This is a genomic window from Paenibacillus sp. B2(2019) (assembly GCF_008370385.1).
In the GTDB taxonomy this organism is placed as follows: Bacteria; Bacillota; Bacilli; order Paenibacillales; family Paenibacillaceae; genus Paenibacillus_AQ.
The window spans coordinates 264,575-284,044 of record NZ_VTZR01000002.1 but is presented as its reverse complement, the minus strand read 5'-3'; the positions used below and the strand labels follow the sequence as shown (position 1 = coordinate 284,044).

The 19,470-nt window shown below is 43.4% G+C and carries 12 protein-coding genes; 7 read left to right on the top strand and 5 right to left on the bottom strand.

Annotated elements, in window-relative coordinates; translation table 11 throughout:
• Positions 1–65: 65 nt before the first annotated feature.
• The 4 genes from PAENI_RS01585 (at position 66) to PAENI_RS01570 (ending at position 6,106) form a co-directional block, all read left to right on the top strand.
• Positions 66–3,197, top strand: a complete 3,132-nt coding sequence (locus tag PAENI_RS01585) for an alpha-mannosidase (protein ID WP_149644026.1) — start codon at positions 66–68, stop codon at positions 3,195–3,197.
• 168 nt (positions 3,198–3,365) lie between these two features.
• Positions 3,366–4,556, top strand: coding sequence for a pectin acetylesterase-family hydrolase (locus PAENI_RS01580; protein ID WP_188114452.1), 1,191 nt, complete (start codon positions 3,366–3,368; stop codon positions 4,554–4,556).
• Between the two features lie 55 nt (positions 4,557–4,611).
• Positions 4,612–5,232 carry a TetR/AcrR family transcriptional regulator gene (locus tag PAENI_RS01575; RefSeq protein WP_149644024.1) on the top strand — a complete coding sequence of 207 codons (621 nt, stop codon included), beginning with the start codon at positions 4,612–4,614 and terminating at the stop codon, positions 5,230–5,232.
• 94 nt (positions 5,233–5,326) lie between these two features.
• On the top strand, positions 5,327–6,106 hold the full coding sequence (locus PAENI_RS01570; RefSeq protein ID WP_149644023.1) for a helix-turn-helix domain-containing protein: 780 nt from the start codon (positions 5,327–5,329) through the stop codon (positions 6,104–6,106).
• Between the two features lie 55 nt (positions 6,107–6,161).
• On the opposite strand, the gene PAENI_RS01565 is transcribed toward PAENI_RS01570, so the two are convergent.
• Positions 6,162–9,017, bottom strand: a complete 2,856-nt coding sequence (locus PAENI_RS01565; RefSeq protein WP_149644022.1) for a glycosyl hydrolase 115 family protein — start codon at positions 9,015–9,017, stop codon at positions 6,162–6,164.
• Between the two features lie 238 nt (positions 9,018–9,255).
• On the opposite strand from PAENI_RS01565, the gene PAENI_RS01560 reads away from it, so the two are divergent.
• Positions 9,256–11,001, top strand: coding sequence for an SGNH/GDSL hydrolase family protein (locus tag PAENI_RS01560; protein WP_149644021.1), 1,746 nt, complete (start codon positions 9,256–9,258; stop codon positions 10,999–11,001).
• Positions 11,002–11,054: 53 nt separating this feature from the next.
• Here PAENI_RS01560 and PAENI_RS01555 read toward each other — a convergent pair whose 3' ends face one another.
• A complete protein-coding gene (locus tag PAENI_RS01555) occupies positions 11,055–12,419 on the bottom strand; it encodes an MATE family efflux transporter (protein WP_149644020.1) in 1,365 nt (454 codons plus the stop codon).
• Positions 12,420–12,602: 183 nt separating this feature from the next.
• On the opposite strand from PAENI_RS01555, the gene PAENI_RS01550 reads away from it, so the two are divergent.
• The gene (locus PAENI_RS01550; protein WP_149644019.1) at positions 12,603–13,484 is read left to right on the top strand and encodes a LysR family transcriptional regulator; all 882 of its coding nucleotides are present in this window, start codon (positions 12,603–12,605) and stop codon (positions 13,482–13,484) included.
• Positions 13,485–13,557: 73 nt separating this feature from the next.
• Here the strand turns inward: PAENI_RS01550 and PAENI_RS01545 are convergent, their stop codons facing one another.
• Positions 13,558–14,523 (bottom strand): 2,3-diaminopropionate biosynthesis protein SbnB, encoded by a 966-nt coding sequence (locus PAENI_RS01545; protein WP_149644018.1) that lies wholly within the window; start codon positions 14,521–14,523, stop codon positions 13,558–13,560.
• Between the two features lie 31 nt (positions 14,524–14,554).
• Entirely contained in the window at positions 14,555–16,828 is a 2,274-nt protein-coding gene (gene sbnA / locus PAENI_RS32915) for a 2,3-diaminopropionate biosynthesis protein SbnA (RefSeq protein WP_316502723.1), read from the bottom strand.
• A 103-nt stretch (positions 16,829–16,931) separates the two neighbouring features.
• Here sbnA and PAENI_RS01530 point away from each other — a divergent pair, with 103 nt between their 5' ends.
• Positions 16,932–17,720 (top strand): YheC/YheD family protein, encoded by a 789-nt coding sequence (locus PAENI_RS01530; RefSeq protein WP_149644017.1) that lies wholly within the window; start codon positions 16,932–16,934, stop codon positions 17,718–17,720.
• Between the two features lie 86 nt (positions 17,721–17,806).
• Here PAENI_RS01530 and cls read toward each other — a convergent pair whose 3' ends face one another.
• The gene (gene cls / locus PAENI_RS01525) at positions 17,807–19,261 is read right to left on the bottom strand and encodes a cardiolipin synthase (protein ID WP_149644016.1); all 1,455 of its coding nucleotides are present in this window, start codon (positions 19,259–19,261) and stop codon (positions 17,807–17,809) included.
• Positions 19,262–19,470 lie beyond the last annotated feature (209 nt).

The following is a 19,470-nucleotide window of genomic DNA, read 5'->3' as shown; positions in this document are numbered from 1 at the left end:
CCTGTAATCACCCTATAAGTCTTATAATCCTCGTCCCCCATCAAGATAATGGAGGGCTATTACTCATGTTTCTAACCAAACGTAAACTCAACTCCCAACTAAACGAGATTTCCGAATATCGTTACCGGGATCGAATACACATTCCTTTTTTCAATTCTATGATTGACGAACAAGGTGAAATTGCAGCGGAACCACCCGTGGATGGAGAATGGTCTAAGCTACAGGTTGGCGATACCTGGAAAGGCCGCGATTTGTATTTATGGCTAACGACACAGATAGACGTACCCGCCTCTTGGGCAGGACGCAGGGTACTGGGTCGATTTGATTTTGGCGAGACAGGTGCCGGAAACAACTCCGGCTTTGAATCTTTATTCTTTTACAATGGTAAACCCTATCAAGGTGTAGATTCCAATCATACAGAAGTGTTCTTGCCGGATGAAACGGTAGGTACGCAGCTTCCACTTACCTTCCGTTTATGGTCGGGTCTAGAAGGTGGCGGTCCTAAAAAAGATCAAACACATGGCATTCGTATGGCAGAAATTTGTTGGCTGGACGATGCAACGGATGATTTCTACTTTACTGCACTTGCTGTAGTTGAGACGCTGAACGTACTCGATTCAAAAACACCAGAATATACACAGCTGCTAAGTACAGTAGACCGCTCGTTTCTTCTGATTGACTGGTCTCGTCCAGGTTCAGAGGTCTTCTACGCTTCGATTGAGGAAGCTCGTAATTATTTGCGTGATGAAATTAATAAAATGGAAAAGTCTTCGCCAGTTACTGTTACCTGTATTGGTCATACCCATATTGATGTAGCTTGGTTATGGCAATTGAAGCATACCCGTGAGAAATGTGCGCGTTCCTTCTCGACCGTACTCCGTCTGATGGAAATGTTCCCTGACTATACTTTTTTACAGACTCAACCTCAGCTCTATGAATACATCAAAAACGATTATCCAGAAATCTATGAGAAGATTCGTGAACGTGTTGCTGAAGGACGCTGGGAAGCTGGCGGTGGCATGTGGCTCGAGGCAGATTGTAACTTGACCTCAGGTGAGTCTCTTGTCCGTCAATTGCTATATGGTACTCGCTTCTTGCGTAATGAATTTGGTGTTGAATGTGATTATTTATGGCTGCCTGACGTATTTGGCTACAGCTGGTCCTTGCCACAAATTCTAAAAAAATCAGGAATTAATACGTTTATGACCACGAAAATTAGCTGGAATCAATATAACCGCATGCCACATGATACCTTCCAATGGCGTGGTATTGATGGCACTGAAGTATTAACACACTTCATTACAACACCAGAGCCTTGGTCTGAAGAAGATTCTTGGTTCTACACTTATAATGGCCGCATCATTCCTAAGACTGTAAAAGGAATTTGGGATACGTACCGGGATAAAGAAGTGAATCGCAATTTATTACTTTCTTACGGATATGGTGATGGCGGCGGCGGGGTTAACCGCGAAATGCTAGAGATGCGCCGCAGACTCAACGATCTCCCAGGACTACCGAAGATTGAAACAGGAACAGCAGGAGATTACTTCCGTAATCTGCAAGAAACCGTTGCTAATACAGATCGTTATGTCCATGTATGGGATGGTGAGCTTTACTTAGAATATCACCGTGGCACGTACACTAGCCAAGCCTACAATAAGCGGATGAACCGCAAGCTTGAACTGCTATACCGCGAGGCGGAATGGCTAAACGCACTGCAAAGTGTGGTGTCTGAAGATTGGTCGAACTATCGTCAGTCCGATTTAGACGAGGGTTGGAGAATTATTTTACGTAACCAATTCCATGATATTATTCCTGGTTCTTCAATTCGTGAAGTGTACGAAGACAGTACGATTGAATATGCTCAAGCCGAAGCCATTGGTCAATCTGTATGGGAACAATCTACGAAGGCACTAGTGAACGGAAGTGAAGCCGGTAAATATACCATCTGGAACAATGCTTCTTGGGAATTAACTGAGCTCGTAGAAATTACTATAGAGCCTGGCATGGAAACAGGACATTGGATAAACACAGAAGGTAAACCATTACAAGCTCAGCGTGAAGGTGACCGTTGGATCATTGAAGTGTCCGACATTCCTTCTCTCGGATACACCACCATCTCCTTCGTGGCAGATGTGAATTCTGAGCCACTAAGCACTCCATTCAAGCTGAATGAATCAGGAATTTCAACGCCTCACCTTGAAATAGCGTGGAACGAGCAAGGTCAATTGTCATCCATCTATGATAAACACGAACAGCGTCAAGTATTAGCTAATGGAAGTCACGGTAATGTGTTCCAAGTGTTTGAGGATAAACCATTAGCACATGAAGCTTGGGACATTGACATCTACTATCAGCAAAAAATGCGCGAAGTGATCGACTGCACTAGCATTGAAGTCATAGAAAATGGTTCATTGCGTTGTATTGTGCAATTCACATGGAGCTATATGGATTCCACGATTAAACAGCAAATGATCTTACACGCTGGGCATCGTCGTATCGACTTCGTGACGAACGTAGACTGGCATGAGAAAAAACAGCTAATGAAAGTAGCCTTCCCTGTTGCGATACGAGCTACCGAAGCCACTTATGATATCCAGTTCGGTAATGTTAAGCGTCCAACACACTGGAACACTAGCTGGGATTACGCTAGATTCGAGACTGTGGGTCATCAGTGGGCAGATTTATCAGATCGTGGTTATGGCGTTAGCTTGCTGAATGACTGCAAATATGGCTACGACATCAAGGATAATGTGATGCGTCTATCCCTAATCAAATCGGCAACACACCCTGACCCTGATGCGGATCAAGGCGAACATTCATTCACCTACTCTATCCTGCCTCATACTGGGGATTGGCTACAAGGTGATACCGTCCGTCAAGCCTGGTCCATCAACAATCCACTGCGGAGCACCACGGGGCAAGCTGAAGTAGAAACAAAGTCCATGATTCGTCTTTCTACGAATACGGTTATGGTATCTGCCCTTAAGAAATCTGAAGATGGTCAAAAATTAGTTGTACGTGTTCACGACTATTCCGGAAGCCGCCAGCAGATTGATATGACGAGCGACTTGAACATTATTTCGTGGCAAGAGTGTAATCTAATGGAACGTCCTGAAGGTGAGGTTCACACTGAACCTGTCATTACCTTTGTACTTGAACCTTACGAAATTAGAACATTTGAAATCGAAGTGTAGAATCTAATTAAATGAAGTAACATACAAAATCGGGGTGTCCCTGTAGCCATGTATAAAAGGCTGCGAGGACACCCCGTTTTTCGATTATGATTGTTTATTTTGAATTTAAGTATACACATTGCGCAATGAGTTAACGTAGCGTATACTCCAATTAAGGGAGAGATGTATATGAGAAGAATGGGGAAAATTACGATATTCACATGCATTGGATTATTGAGCCTTGCTTTGATTGCTATTCTTGCGATTAGCGCTTTTGTGATCAAGAGACCGGCCACCACCACCCCCGTAATCACGGAAGTGAAGCCTTATGAGTGGAATAAAATCAAGCTGGACGGAAATGTCATTTCAAGTGATGAATCAGAGTATTTTATCTGGAATAAAAAGGGAGAGACTAATAACTGGATCATCTTTTTTTCCGGGGGAGGGGCCAGTTGGGATGCCCAAAGCGCCGCGCACCCAATCAAGCTAATGAACTTCATTAAAGGTGGAGATACGGGCAACTATTTCCAGAACATCCCCTTCTATATGCTGACATTGCTGAGAGGCATGATGGATACGGATAACCCTGCCAATCCTTTTCATGGATGGAATGTGGTCTACCTTCCCTATTCGACGGGTGATTTCCATATCGGTAACCGTACGGCTGAATATAAAAAAGAGGACGGCAGCACCTTTATAATGCGTTATAACGGCAGCAATAATGTGCGAAGCAGCCTTGATTGGATATATGCCAACGTGGAAAAGCCCGGCAAACTGCTAATTGCAGGTGAAAGTGCTGGTGGATTCGGGTCCGCCTTCTGGGCTCCGGAGATCGCCTCTCATTACAAAGACTCCGAGATCTTCCAATATTCAGACAGTTCCTTCCTGAAATCAGACAAGTGGCCAAATGTTGTGAATAAGGAATGGCAGGCAGACTTCGTTAAGAATTTTGGGTATACCCCTGAAGCGGATATCATCGGGGCAGCATTTAAAGCGAACGGTCATCTACTGCCTGCGAATACGGTAATATTGCAATCCTACTCGGTATTTGACGAGATTCTGATCCACTTTCAGAACAACATCAACGATTACAAGGGGCCCAGAGATCAACGCATTATTAATGAATGGTCACAGGAAATGCGGCAATCTGTATCTTCTTTGGCTGCCACTTTACCTAATTATTATTACTATCTGACCGACTATGGGCTAAATGCTAAGACGGGTACAACCCCGCACACTTTTGCAACCAGAGAGACCTTCTTTCAGGCTGAACAAGATGGTGTAAAGCTTCTGAAATGGCTAGGTGATGCAGTTAACCATCAGAAACCCTATTCAGTGGGCAGCAAGTTCCTCATGACGTCGAAGCCAGCTCAGAAATAGCACAGAATTAGCACAGAATTAGCGAAATACTCGCACAAGGCAGGAGAGAAAATTAATGAATTTGCGTGAAAAGCAGATGCAAATGACAAGGGAGATCATTAAAGATACAGCGCTCAGCTTGTTCTGTGCTCAAGGTATTGAGCGCACGGATATGGCTCAAATTGCAGAACAAGCCGGGGTCTCCCGGCGCACTTTGTATCATCATTATAAGGACAAAGAAGAATTAGCCGCTCAAATCTATGTCCTTAACCTGGAGCGGATGTTTGGACAGCTGCTGTTTGATTTTGATTTTGAACAGCCGGTACAATCACTGGAGAACATTCTGGATAAATATTTGGCTTTAAGAGATCATCAGGAATCACTGATCTACTATGATGCCATTTTTGGAGTTTACTACAGCACGCTTTCTAAGAATCCTGCAGAACTGCCTGACTTTAAGAAGGCTATGGAAGGCTGGTATTCGCGACTTATACTGCTTGACACAATAGCAGTGGATCCAGAGGAAAAAAATAAGTGGCTGAACATTCTGCAGAAGTCCACCCACCTGTATTTCATGTATTTACAAAAAGCCGTTATTATTACGCATCAGCGGGGCGGTGTGGTTACGGAGGAAGACCGGGCAACGGACCGACAATTCAAGGATTTCATTATGCATGGCGTACGGCATTCCCGATGATTAAAAGAGTCTTTTCGTAATAGGTTTCATTTCGGTATAATATACCAATCGGTATTCGTACGGCTCTAGTTATATGGAAGGAGCAATGGCTGAAATGGACATTGGCAAATATGAGAATCTAGTTCCGAATGTTTTTTTGTTCGTCGACCGCAGATCCTTCCCGGATTGGGAGATAACGAGGAGCAAAATTGATTTCCATGACCTTACCTTCATTGTGGAAGGGAAATCGAACTATTTTATTAATGGGGAGAAATTTACGGTTGAAGCTGGTGATATGCTCTATGCACCTTCCGGAAGTATTCGGGAAGCGCAGACTTTTAAGGAGGCACCCATGCGTTCTTTTGCATTTAATTTCTTCTGGGAGGGGGAGGACAATCATGTGCAGCTCCCTTTTGAGACCGTAACCAAAAACTGGAGAACTAAAGAGATCCTAGCGGACATCAAAGATTTCTCGCATGTATGGATGGGCAAACAGCCTTTTTATAAAATGAAGGCCAGAGCCATTTTTCAACTGATTGTGTATCGCCTGTTAAGCATAACCCACCATCAAGAGACACCTCTGATCGATCTGAGAATCCAAAAAGTAATGACCTATATTATGGATCATTATTCGGAGGAAGTTACGATCAAGGAACTAGCTGATTTGGTTGCCTTAAATCCTGTATATCTTGGCAAGCTGTTCAAGCAAAACACTGGTTCCACCTATAAAGAATTTATAAACAAAGTACGGGTGAGCAATGCCGAGATGATTCTGTCCGCAGGTGGCTTCAATGTGTCCGAAGTAGCAGCGCACTGTGGTTATCAAGATGTCGCCTACTTCAGTAATGTTTTCAAAAATATCAAGGGTTATCCTCCGTCATCTGCCTTGAAATAACGGAGGACCCTGAACCATTCGGAGATTCAACCCTCAAATTAGATCTAACTATGAATTAGTACGTCCCCCTAGTATGAAAGCTCTCCTCCGGACCCAAATAGGAATAAGGCAGCTCCGCAGCGGACAACACAAGCTTTTGCAGGACCAGGCCTGCATCCAATCCGTAAAAGCGGAGGGTATGAATCCCCTTTGTTAACGCATGACTTGTGGTCACCGTATGGATATTATTCATAACCGCGCGGCACCACGGTTCGTTATCATGATTGCCGCCCGCAAAATCCGTAGGTAAAGCATCAGTAATCACTGGCGTCTGTGCATGGAAGCCTACCGCATATTTTAATCCACTGAACTGTGACAGGTTGTTTGTCGGAGCAATATACGCGGTTAAGCTGTAATCTGCATTCTGCTGTACTAAAACCTGATATTCCAGATAAGGCGCATTCTCCGGCTGTTCAAAAGATACCGTATCCGGAAACATTTTAACCGAGGATAAAGAACGCCCATAGTTAGCAATGGTCTTCCATTCCACCCCTGATTGTGCAACACGACTTGAGGTATGCTCCGCTTCAATGGACACTCTATTATGCGTCTCGATAAAGGTCATCGCTGGCACATCCTGAATGTCAGTCCAGTCCACAGCTACATTCACCTTAACGATGCCCCCGGCACCAGAGAGTGTAATTTCACCCGTCGATATCTCGTGAACCTTTTCCCAATCTACAGAAACCTGTAAGGTCTCCCCAGCCTTGATCCACCCCGATGTTTTCTCAAGCTTGATCCAAGCTGCACTGCTACTTGCCTGATATTCAAAGCCCGCTTCTCCACCGTTGCTGATAGTAATGCAATAGTTTTCTTTTTGCAGATTTGTAAATACAGGAAGCTTTGCCGTACCCGAAATATACGCTTGCTCCGTACCTTCCACATCAATAATCATTATAGAACCTTTGTCAGGAATCAAAGTGCTCACCTCTGGATATTTCCACCCCTCTGCATTCCAGTGAACATACCCGACATGAGGGGAACTCATCATTCCTTGCCATTTTCCTTCTGTAATTTCGTTATTATAAACCTGCTCCAGGTGTTTATCCCTATCGATGGCTTCATGAGTCAGAGCAGCGTAGGTATTGCCCAATACACTGCCTCGTCCAGCATATAGCTCGTTAAGTCCAGCATATATTTGCATTTTTAGCACATTGGCTGAGGCAGCAGCAGGGAAATATACAAGCTGGTAGTACGCATCTTTTAATAATTCAGGAATAAGAGCATAGTATTGGTCAGCGGCATTCTCTATCCTAATCGCCTGCTTCAGCACTCTCTGTGCCTCATTGTAATGGATTGGACTGAAGGTTGACGGATAAATAATCTCTGGCTTGCGGCGGCCGTTCATTCGGGTATACTCACTCAGCAATTGCGCGATGCCCAGGCATGTCTCATGTTCCAGTGCATATCCGAACTGCTGCTCTACCCAACGATTGGTATATTCCACAGTCCGGTTAATCGCTCCAGTACCCCAAGCTTCAAAGTCATAGGCCAATTCCATAAAGTAGGAAATAGGCAATTCCATAGGCTTCAAATCCCCGACGTTCACAATCCATACATCACGGATGCCATAGTCGAATGCCATACACATTTGCTCCCAAACCTTCTCCAGCGGAATCGTGTTTAACCATTCATAGGAATGTGGACCACCATGATAGTCAAAATGATAATACATCCCCCACCCTGCACTTCGATCGCGTTCGTGTTCCGTTGGGATTTTGCGGAGATTGCCAAAGTTATCATCTGCCAGCAGGATCGTAACCTCATTCAGGACTTCCCAGTCCTTCAAGCCTTCAACCTCAGCAGTGCCATACCAATACTTCTCCACTTCCTTGTATACGGCTAGAATTTGGGGCGAGTGCTCAAGATTATATTTCTTTAATAATTCTTTTTGCGTAAGGATGATGTCCTTCAGTAGGTCAATATTCTCCTGGTCGGAGCCCTCCAGCGCAGAATCACTTTCTCCCCGCATCCCTAATGTAATTAAATTGTCAAAATCCTGATTCCGTTTGATTCCATCTTCCCAGAAATCCGTAATAGCCTGTTTGTTTCGGGCAAAATCCCATAAGTTACTTGTTCCATATTGGTTGTATACCTTCTGCCATTCACTGCCTGCCCGAAATAAAGGTTCATGATGGGAGGTTCCCATTATAATGCCGTATTCCTGTGCGTGCTGGGCGTTGGCGATTGGATTGCTTTTACCGTTAAGGCTGAATTCGGCACTCCACATCGCTGGCCATAAATAATTCCCCTTTAATCGAAGAATTAGTTCAAACACCTTGTCATAGAAATCTTCATTAAAATCACCAAATCTTTGAGCTACCCAAGAGCCCAAGGACGGCCAGTCGTCATTCAAAAAAATCCCTCTGTATTTAACCGAAGGTTCTTTGGAAATCATATGTAGCTGGCTATCAGGTAAGATCAAATCTGCTTTTTTCTCTGGTATAACATCTGCCCAATATTTCCACGGACTAACGCCAATTTTTTCAGAGATAGAATAAATCCCGTACATCGTCCCGCGTTTATCGCTTCCCACAATGACGAGCGCCTTGTCCACTCCTGCTGTCGGTTCTTCAACTACCTGAATCCTATAACATTCCCTTTTCCCTTGGATGACGGACACATCCACTGTTCCCTCCGCAATTAAACGATCAATAAGCTCATTACTGCCGATCGATCCAGCGATTACAACGGTTCCATCCAATGCCTTCAATTGTGTATGTATTTCAGGTTCAATCTCTGTTACCTGTTTAACATCTGCTGCAAAAGACTGAGCCACGCGGCGCAAACCGGCATAATCCTTCCCTTTGGGATCTACGTAAATCTTAGCAGCTTTGCCCTGCTTCACAAGGTTTAATTCCTGCGTAGGCATGATTATTCTCCCCTTAAGCATCCTATTTTCGTATGACTAGGCACATTATATAAGTAAGCGATTTCAACTTCCATGTGTAAACTAGCAAGTTTTTGTAATTATTAAATGAAACTTTGTTTATCGGTTGAACAATCTAGATATTTGGTGTTACTGTTAACAGGTATTCCCCTGTAGCAGAATCATTTCATTTGCAAGCGCATCCATAATAAGAGAACCTTACAAAGCGAGGATGATCCATATGGAAAAAAATAACGAATTTATTGCAGGCCAACAGATTGAAGGTCCGAAGGCTCCAAAGGACCCGGCTGATCGTAGAAACGGCTTTTTTGTGCTGTATGAAACAGCAATTGAAGCAACAGCAAGAGCCGAAGGCAAACCGTCACAGGAAGTTTATCTAGAAGGTAACTATCTGATCGATAAGGCCAAATTTATAGGCGGTGTTACAGACGAGGCAATTCTGGAGCTTCTGGGGAGCAGCACTGGATTTCGCAAATTGGTCCATAGTATCGGAGTATCCGTGAGAAGGACTAACGCGCAGGGAGATCCAGTCACTTTTTTATTGCAGCACTGGGGCAAAACTAGTAAATATGAAACCGGCAGTTATTTACGTGTACCCTGCCCCGCCGATGGTTCAGAGGTTATTTTGAAGTTAGCAGCAGATTATCCGGGTTCTGAAGAAGATGATGTGCTTGGAAAATTTGCTTTTGAATTTAATCACGCAGGCGAACTGGCGATTGCGAGTGTTATTTTTTATTTGCATGACGGCTATTCTGTTCCAGAGCTAATCCTTGAACCACCAGTTGCTTTTGAATCGAATGAGTACCAAAAGATCATTACACAATCCTTGCTGCACGCTGGCAATAATAAAAGATTAAAAGCTGCCATAAATAAGGCTATAAAAGGCGAGGAAGTCACGATCGCTTATATTGGAGGTTCCATTACTCAAGGAGCCGGTGCTAAGCCGATACACACGGAATGTTATGCCTATCAGTCGTATTTAAGATTTAAAGACTTATTCGGCACAAATGGTGGCGAGAACATCCGCTTTGTGAAGGCTGGGGTAGGCGGAACACCCTCCGAGCTTGGCGTCATCCGTTATGAAAGAGATATTCTTAGAGACGGTTCCGTAACACCAGATATCGTGGTAGTAGAATTTGCGGTAAACGACGAAGGGGATGAAACGAAAGGCAATTGTTTTGAAAGCTTATGCTTAAAAACACTTTCCGCCGATCATCAGCCAGCCGTAATCCTTCTGTTCAGTGTGTTTATGAATGACTGGAACCTGCAGGATCGGCTCTCCCCCATTGGCCGCCATTATAATCTTCCTATGGTTAGTGTAAAGGATGCCGTATCCGAGCAGTTCCGCCTGAGTAAAGCTGAAGGCAACATCATCTCGAAACGGCAATTTTTCTATGATATCTATCATCCGACAAATGAGGGTCACCGGGTAATGGCTGATTGTCTCGCTTATTTATTCACCGAAACCCATAAATCACTAATGAATGAAGATGAGATCTTATTGGATCAACGACCGGTTATCGGGAATGATTTTGCAGGAACCCTCCTGCTGGATCGAAAAAACTATATTGACGCAGGTAAGATCGAAGTAGGCGGATTTTCGGGGATTGATACCGATTTGCAGCGGGTAGAAATGGATGCTGACTCTCACGGTACTCCCGAATTCCCTCATAATTGGATGCATTCAAGAGCGTCTGGAGAAGAAAGCTTCAAGCTGACAATAACGAGTAAAAATCTCATCCTCGTATACAAGGATTCCGGCAGCAGCGAATTCGGCAAGGCGGATATCTTCGTAGACGGCAGCCTTGCAGTTACGGCTGATCCTCACGTGAACAACTGGACACATTGCAATCCGGTAATTCTATATCAAAACGAAGCTAGCAGTGAGCACCAGATAGAAATAAAAATGGTGCCCGAAGATCAGGATAAGTGTTTTACTATACTAGGCTTCGGTTATACCCTTTAATCAGTTGCACCAGTTGCAAGACAGCCCCGATGTATTCTTCATCAGGGCTGTCTTTATTGTATCGTTTGGAATTTTGTCCATTTCCCACTAATATACCGCCAAATAAACAATGCCGCTTTAATCAACCAATCACAATAGACTGCAATCCACGTTGCAAACATATCCATATGAAACCAATATACTAGTGCATAAGCGAACGCAATTCTACAACAAATCATAGTAATCATGCTTACGACCATAGGAAATTTCGCATCTCCTGCCGCCCGAAAAACACTTGGCAGTGCATTTCCAAAAGGCCATATCAGCATCATGACGATTGCATGGCTCCATACGATCATGGTTGCCCATTGCTCCGCCTCCTCTGAAAAATGATACATGCGTAGTAGGCTTGGAAACAAAGCTAGGCTTACAACAGAACTAACAATCTGTGCCACATAGATCATACCAATAATCTTCCTTGTATAATACCTAGCCTGAGCGTACTCGCCAGCACCCACACATCTCGAAATCACAACAGACATTCCTAATCCAATAGCCATTCCAGGTAACGCTTGCAATGAAGCGATCGTACTGCCAACTGAATTTGCTGCAATAGCCGCTGTTCCAAAGGTGGAGACTAAACTCAACATCAATAGCCGTCCAATATAAAACATTCCATTTTCCAGTCCATAAGGTACACCAATTCTCATCATCTGTTTGATCATCTTGCCATCAAATTTATGCCGCAAGGTCTTTTTCAGAGATAAGAGATTCTTTGGGTTAGATACTAGAACAAGAATACAAACTGCAGCCCCCATTCTGGAAAATAACGTTGGAATAGCGATACCTGCCGTTCCCATGTCAAGTCCATATACCATCAAGGCATTCCCTGCTATATTCACAAGGTTCACAACCAACATTATTTGCATGGGTAGTTTGGAGTTCCCCATCGTTCTGAATACGGCTGCACCTGCATTATAAAGCGCTAAAAAAGGAACTGAAATCCCAACAATTAATAAATAAGTATTCGCGTGTCCATACACTTCATTTGTTATCGTTCCAAATAAACCATGTAAAATAAATCCTTTCAGCAAATAAATCAAAACCATAATCACTAGCCCCACACTACCAACAAACCAAACTAATTGATTCGCTGCTTCTCTAGCCTGATTCTCCCGCTTACTTCCAAGATATTGACCCACAATTACTGTACCTCCAGTAGCGAGCGCTGCAAATATACTAATCAACAGTAACATTACCATTTCTACTAAAGATACACCCGATACTGCTGACTCCCCAACAGAGGCTACCATGACAGAATTCACCAATCCCATCATAGCTTCTAATAATTGCTCTATCATTAAGGGGAGAAATAATTTCTTTAGTTGTAGATTGGAAAATAATATTGGTTTCGTGATTGCAGTCTCTAGTTTGCTCATTTGTTTAACTCCATTTTGTAGTCGTTTTAAGTCATATAACTCATACTTCCATGGTAGTTTCTATAGCATTGAAAATCTAATGCCTATGATGGATTGCGTATCATGCTTAATATGTATCGTTTAATCTGGGAATTCTAGATGTTATTATTAAATGTAGTAATGACAGAGGAGGAATGAACAATCATGGATGTTCGTGTTCTCAGATATTTTTTAACAGTGGCTAAGATAGGTAATATAACAAAAGCAGCAGAAATCCTTCACATTACCCAGCCCACTCTAAGCAGACAGCTAATGGATCTGGAAGAAGAATTGGATACCCGCTTGTTTATTCGGGGAAAACGGCAGATTACTCTAACAGACAGTGGACTTCTGTTTCAACAGCGAGTAAAAGAGATCGTTTCACTACTAGATAAAACAGAAAGAGATTTGGCAGAACAAAAAGATTTGCTTGGTGGAGTAGTTTCTATCGGATGTGTGGAGTCCACCGTATCCAGGGCGTTGCCGGAGTTATTAGAGGAATTTTCCAATCGACACCCTAGGGTACAATATGAATTGTATAGTGCGGATGGGGATGATATTCGGGAGAAGCTGGACCGAGGTAATATTGACATAGGTATATTATTAGAGCCCATTGAAGCTGCAAAATATGATTATATTCGCTTGCCTTATCAGGAACAGTGGGGAATTCTGATGCGACGAGATGATCTTCTCGCCCAAAAGTCTTCTATTGGTATTCAGGATATTCTTACTTTACCGCTAATTCTACCTCGACGTACCATTGTGCAAAATGAGATTGCAAGCTGGCTTGGGGTCGAGAATGAGAGTCTTCGTATCTTTGCCTCACATAATCTTTTGACAAACGCCATGCTTCTAGTAGAACGAAAGCTTGGCTACGCCATTTGTGTGAGTGGCTCATATTCTATCCGGGAAAGTGAACGTACCTGTTTTGTTCCATTTGAACCTGAACGAACTACAAGTCATGTTTTGGCTTGGAAAAAAAATAATTTATTCAGCTCGGCCACTGCACATTTTATTCAATTTATAAAAGATACCTATGATGCATAACATAATGAAAAACCCGCTCAATAAGCGGGTTATCGCTGTTATATGGACAGAATTGCTCTCATTCTTGCTCTCCTTACTCCAGCTCGGTCCCTATCCCCTTTTCTCTCGCCTTGTTCACGTAATACACCGCTGTAGCGATATCAAAGACGGCCATCCCCATCGGGCAAAAGAAGATCGGTTCATCTTCACCGAATTCAGCTAGGCTGTGGCGCAAGACAACATCGGTAATCATCTGGGTGTCAGCACGAGTGAGCCCCTGCTCCAAATGAAGCTGCTCAATATCCGTATTCTCACGGCACACTTCATCCCAATCGTCGACGATAATGGCTTTTAACGAAGCTAACGCCTCCGGCTTATAATCGCGCAGTGAAACATTCAACAGAAGACTACCTTTTTCAGGATACAGATCGATATACCGATGTTCAGATACAGTACAAGTAATAAAAATATTCGAATGCTGATAAACGCCCGCCCACGTCTCAGCCACTTCCATCCTATCTCTATAGAGAGATGAGACTCCTGATAAGTCTACTCCCTTGATATCGAAAATCCGGATACGTTCGACTCGATCCCCGTACAAAGCCGTAACCATTTGACAATGATACTGCCCAATCGGTCCCCAGCCGATAATGCCTAGATGAATCCGCTCCACTGAACGCGCCAGCAAAAAGTAACGAATCATCAGTCCGCTGATGGAAGCCGTCCTAATAATACTGGGAAGCGGAGAATTCAAGACGGCTGAAGGCCGGCCTGTACTTGGTTCATTCAATACAATGATGCTATGCGCGCGAGGAAGATCAGCCTCAATATTATCTGGGAAGCTAGAAATCCACTTTATCCCTGCCGCGTTCACCTCTCCCCCTACGTAAGCGGGCATTGCAATAATCCGGTTTTGTGGACTCTTATACCTTAGGTAAGGCTTTATCGGCTGCACATAATCACCTGAATCGATGATACCCACAGCAGTCTCTACCGATTCCACAAGAATAGGCCAATCAACACCTACTGCCCGTATATCTCGATCATTTAAGTACAGCATACCGTCACCTCCTTATGAAACATATCGTTTCTTACATCTCAGTGAGATCATCACATTCAGCCAACAGTTCCTGACCGAATTGGTTCTGAATCCATGAGTCAGAATATACGGTATCGAGGTAACGCTCTCCCTTATCATGCAGTATGACTGCGCAGACAGCTCCCGGAGTCAATCCTGGCTCCATCTGCTTAACGGCGGCAATGACTCCCCCGGAGGATGCGCCAGCCAGGATGGATTCGTTCTGCGCCAACATCCGGCAACCTTTTACTATATCTGAATCCGAGACATGCACGATATGGTCGATTATATCTGTTCTGCAGAAAGGTGGCACGATGCCGGCACCCAGTCCCGGGAAGCGCCGCGTACTCTTATTTCCGCCAAAAATCGCGCTTCCCTCTGCATCGACAGCCACGATCTTGGTCCGAAGTCCGTGATCTCTTGCGTATTCCGCAAGACCCCGTATGGTTCCGCATGTACTAACGCTGCAAAATAAATAATCCAATCGTTCAAGATCAGTCACGATTTCTTTCATTGTCGTATGGTAGTGGGCTAAATAATTATTTGCGTTCGCATACTGATTCGGCCAGTAGCTGCCCGGTATCTCCGCCAACAACTGCTGCACACGTTTCAGTCTGGCAGGAAGAAACTCCCTTGTTACGGGATCGGGATTGGCGACATAGTCGATTTTGGCATCCAACGCCTTCAGAATTTGCAGATTCGTTTCCGTGGTTCTAGGATCAATAACGCTGATAAAACGCATCCCCAAATACTTACAAATCATGGCCAAGCTGATCGCCATATTACCAGAGCTCGATTCAATGATGGTGGTTCCCGGGCCTATTGTTCCTTCCTTCCATGCCTCTTGGATCATCCGCAGGGCGGGACGATCTTTGGCGCTTCCCCCCGGGTTCATCAGCTCCATTTTTGCATAGACGTCAAACTCACTTTTATAGAACAAGCTCTTCAGCTTGATTAAGGGTGTTTTTCCGATAGTCGACAAAATACCGTCAGTGAAGTCCATCTCTGCGCGATCTTTATCTTTCTGGTAATATAGCTTTTTGTTCTTAACCTTTCCGCTGTCCATCGGCTCGTCTTTGCCTACTGTAATGACCTCAATATCATCCAACAGATGGTTTCGAATCATCATGCCGATTTCCGGAATGCATTCCCTAATTTCCTCTTTGATCTTCGGGACAATGGTGTTATCCGCAGATTTACTTTTGATATAAACGGTCAGCGCGTTCTTCCTCACTTTGACCCGAATGATCGCATCTTCAATATGTCGGAATACGACCTGTTCGATATCGTACAGGCTGATTTTCTCCCCGTGCTTCAGCTCCCGACCTACCCGTTTGACGATGGAACTAAAGCTCTGCTTCTCCACACCATCTATCATCACAGACCTAAAGTCCCTTACAACGTCATAGGTAACGAAACGAATAGCTGGCAGCATTTTGCGAACCATGGAGGTAAGAACAAGAACACTTTCATCATTACTAAGCGGACTTAGTTCTTCGCCAATCTCCTGCGCCCCGACCCCTTCCGCAAAAATCCCATCAGCAAAAATATACCTGCCAAGATCATGTGAATAATAAGCAATCGTGCCTATTTCAATAGAGCCATACGTATCAATGATGTCGCGCGGTTCAAGACCGAACAGACGGGCCATATTCCGCTGCCACCCTAATGAAGCGATTTCCCCAACCAAAATAATCTTACGGATTCCAAAAACACGCAGATCACTAGTAGCATGTACGATATGATCAAGGATGGAAGGCATTGTGTAGAGTAAGTCAGGCTTGAAGGTTTGAAGCTGTTCAATATGCTGCTCAATCGGCAATTCGAAGGGAATTGAATGATGTTCCAATCCTAACCGCTCAAAAATGGACAGCGCAGTGTTCGCCGCATGCCCAGTACCCATATCCGCCAAAGCGCTAACACATCCGCTTCCCGCAATAAGATCACCGTACAGCTTCGTTTTAATATCTATATAGTGCATATCGTCTTCCTTAGAGTAAAGTATGGCTTTTCGACGGCCAGTGCTTGTACCCGACGTCCTATATACGGTCAAAGAAGGATCAAAAGGTTGATTATAATAATAGGTATCTAGCGTTGTCGACGTCATAAGCGGAAGCGTCTCTAAGCTATAATTCGCTCTTTCGCCGCCGATCAGCCCCTTATACCAGGGAAATGCCTCAATTACTTCAAGTAACTTATCCTGCAATTTGTCTTTGTCGAGCAGCATGATGGCCGCCTCCTGTTGACCGCAAGCTGCAGCCCATAGATAAATACCTACCATAATCATATGTAGAGTTCTTTCAGTGTGTTCTACGATTCGGTGGTTGCCCAATCAAAAGCTGAGGCATTACCGTAATATAGCCTATGGACTTTTGAGACGGAGGGACAAAATGATGAAGCAGATAAGTCGTATATCCAATAAGCTGACGAAGACAAGGGTGCTGGTTAGAAATCAAGAATTAAATAAACATGTCCCGCTTACAAAAAAAATGGATAAGAACACTCTCTATGAAATGCTACAAAAATATAAGATGGTGTACATTAAGCCTTGCTGCGGATCTTTAGGACAGGGCGTGATACGGGTTAAACTTACTCGTGCACAATACAGCTATCAGTCCGGTACCCACGTACACAAATTCTCTAATTACGACACGGCATATCGGGCCCTCTTACGAGAAGCCCAAGGGAAGTCCTATTTAGTTCAAAAGGGGATCAGGCTGCTGGTGTACGATGGCCGCCCATTCGATATCCGGGTGATGGTGCAGCGAAATTCTAAAGGTGGGTGGGAAGCAACAGGGGTTGCAGGACGCGTGGCGCATCCTCGCAAAGTAGTTACAAACGGGAGTCAAGGAGGAACGATTTATCCGGTTGAGGAATTATTGAAAGCCTACACAAGCACAGAGAATTGTACAATATTGATCCGATCCCTGAAGCAAATTGGAGTGAAATCCGCCAGACAGCTTAGCACTGTCTATCCCGGCCTTCAGGAAATCGGTGTAGATATTGCCTTAGATCAACGTCTCAAGCCATGGATCTTGGAAGTGAATACCGCTCCTGATCCGTGCCCGTTTACTAAGCTGAAAGACACCCGTATGATTGACCGAATTGTCAGATATGCAAAAGTATACGGTCGCACATACAATCTTAAGTGCATGAAATCAAAACAGGGTGTCGTGTGAAGCATAGTAGAATCCATGTGCCGCGGCGAACTGTGCATTTACAAGTACACAGCTCGCCTTTTGTACGGAGTATAGGGTCTGTGTATTCAGAGAATGGACGAAAAAAGACGAGAAACCCCCTCTTTAAATTTGATTATAAGGGACCTTTCTTTATAACGCTCAGGGGTAAGCTCTGTACTTAACTGGCTATCTTCATGAAACAATTCTTGAAGCTGTTTAGCAACTTGCTCATCATAAACAATTGCATTAACTTCGAAATTGAGTCTAAAGCTCCGGGAATCAATATTCATTGTCCCTACGGACGCTACTTCTTCATCTACCACAATCGTCTTGGCATGCAAGAAACCATTTTCATATAACAGAATTTTCGCTCCATAATTTAATAATTCACCTGCATACGCCCAAGTTGCCCAGTAAACAAAAGGGTGGTCAGGCTTATTTGGAATCATAATCCGTACATCCACACCGGACAGGAGTGCAATCTTACATGCATCCATAAAACTACTATCTGGAATGAAGTATGGCGTCTGAATATACACACTCCGTTTGGCGTTCAAGATCAGCTTAATATACATGTTTTTCAGATGCTCAACTAGCGAGTTAGGACCACTAGACACAATTTGAGCGGGACTTGATCCGGCATGACTTCCAGTAGTAAAGGAAAATTGATCGAAGCTTACCTGCTCGTGTTTCCGGGCATGTTTCCAATCCAGAAGAAACCTGCCTTGAATTTGATTAACGGAACCACCCTTCATTCTAAAATGTGTATCCCGCCAATATCCAAACTTTTTATCTATCCCTAAGTATTCATTTCCCACATTAAATCCACCAATATAAGCAATTTCCCCATCGATGATACATAGTTTTCTATGATTTCGATTATTCATTCGAAAATTTATCGGTCTAAGCAGTGATGGAAAGAATACCTCTACTTCTCCACCAGCAGAAAGTAGTTCTTTAAAGAACTTAAGAGAAAGTCTCTTGGAGCCGATTTCGTCATAGAGAACCCTCACTTTTACGCCTTCTTTGGCTTTTTTAGTTAATTCATCTCTTAATTTTGTCCCTAAATCATCAGGCTGGATGATGTAATATTGAATGTTGACCTCTTTTTTGGCATTTCTAATATCATTAAATAAAGAGTCAAACTTTTGTTTACCATCGTTAAAAATAGCTATCTCGTTATCTGTTGTCATTAGCGCATTCGATGAAACAAGGTTCATATGAATTAAATCAGCATATTTCGTTAACAAAGCGTTCTGATTCTCGCGTTGATCCTTTAATGTAGCCAATTGATGATCTACAGTTGATTGTAGATATTTACTTTCTTCAGCTGAAAGGCCAAAGAAATTCTTTTTTGCTAAATTACGACCAAGAAAGAGATAAATAATAAAACCCAAAATGGGAATGAAATAAAAAACCATAAGCCACGCCCACGTATAACCAATATCTCTCCTCTCAAAAAATAAAAAACCAGCAGAGAGCAATATGTTTATAATCATAACAAATGAAAGTATCCACGTGACCAGACTGCCGTTGTCCATAAGGAGTTCCTGCCTTTCTTATCTTTCTATAGATGTCGGTATTTCTAGTTTTGCCAAAAGTCAGTTTATTCATCGTCTGATAAATCAATACTTCTGTAAATGACTAGATAGAGTACTATAGCATAATTGTCCATCTAAGAAAACATTTGATAAAAAACTCAATAATTAAAAGATAAAATCATAAAAATCCACATAAAAACAATAGCCCT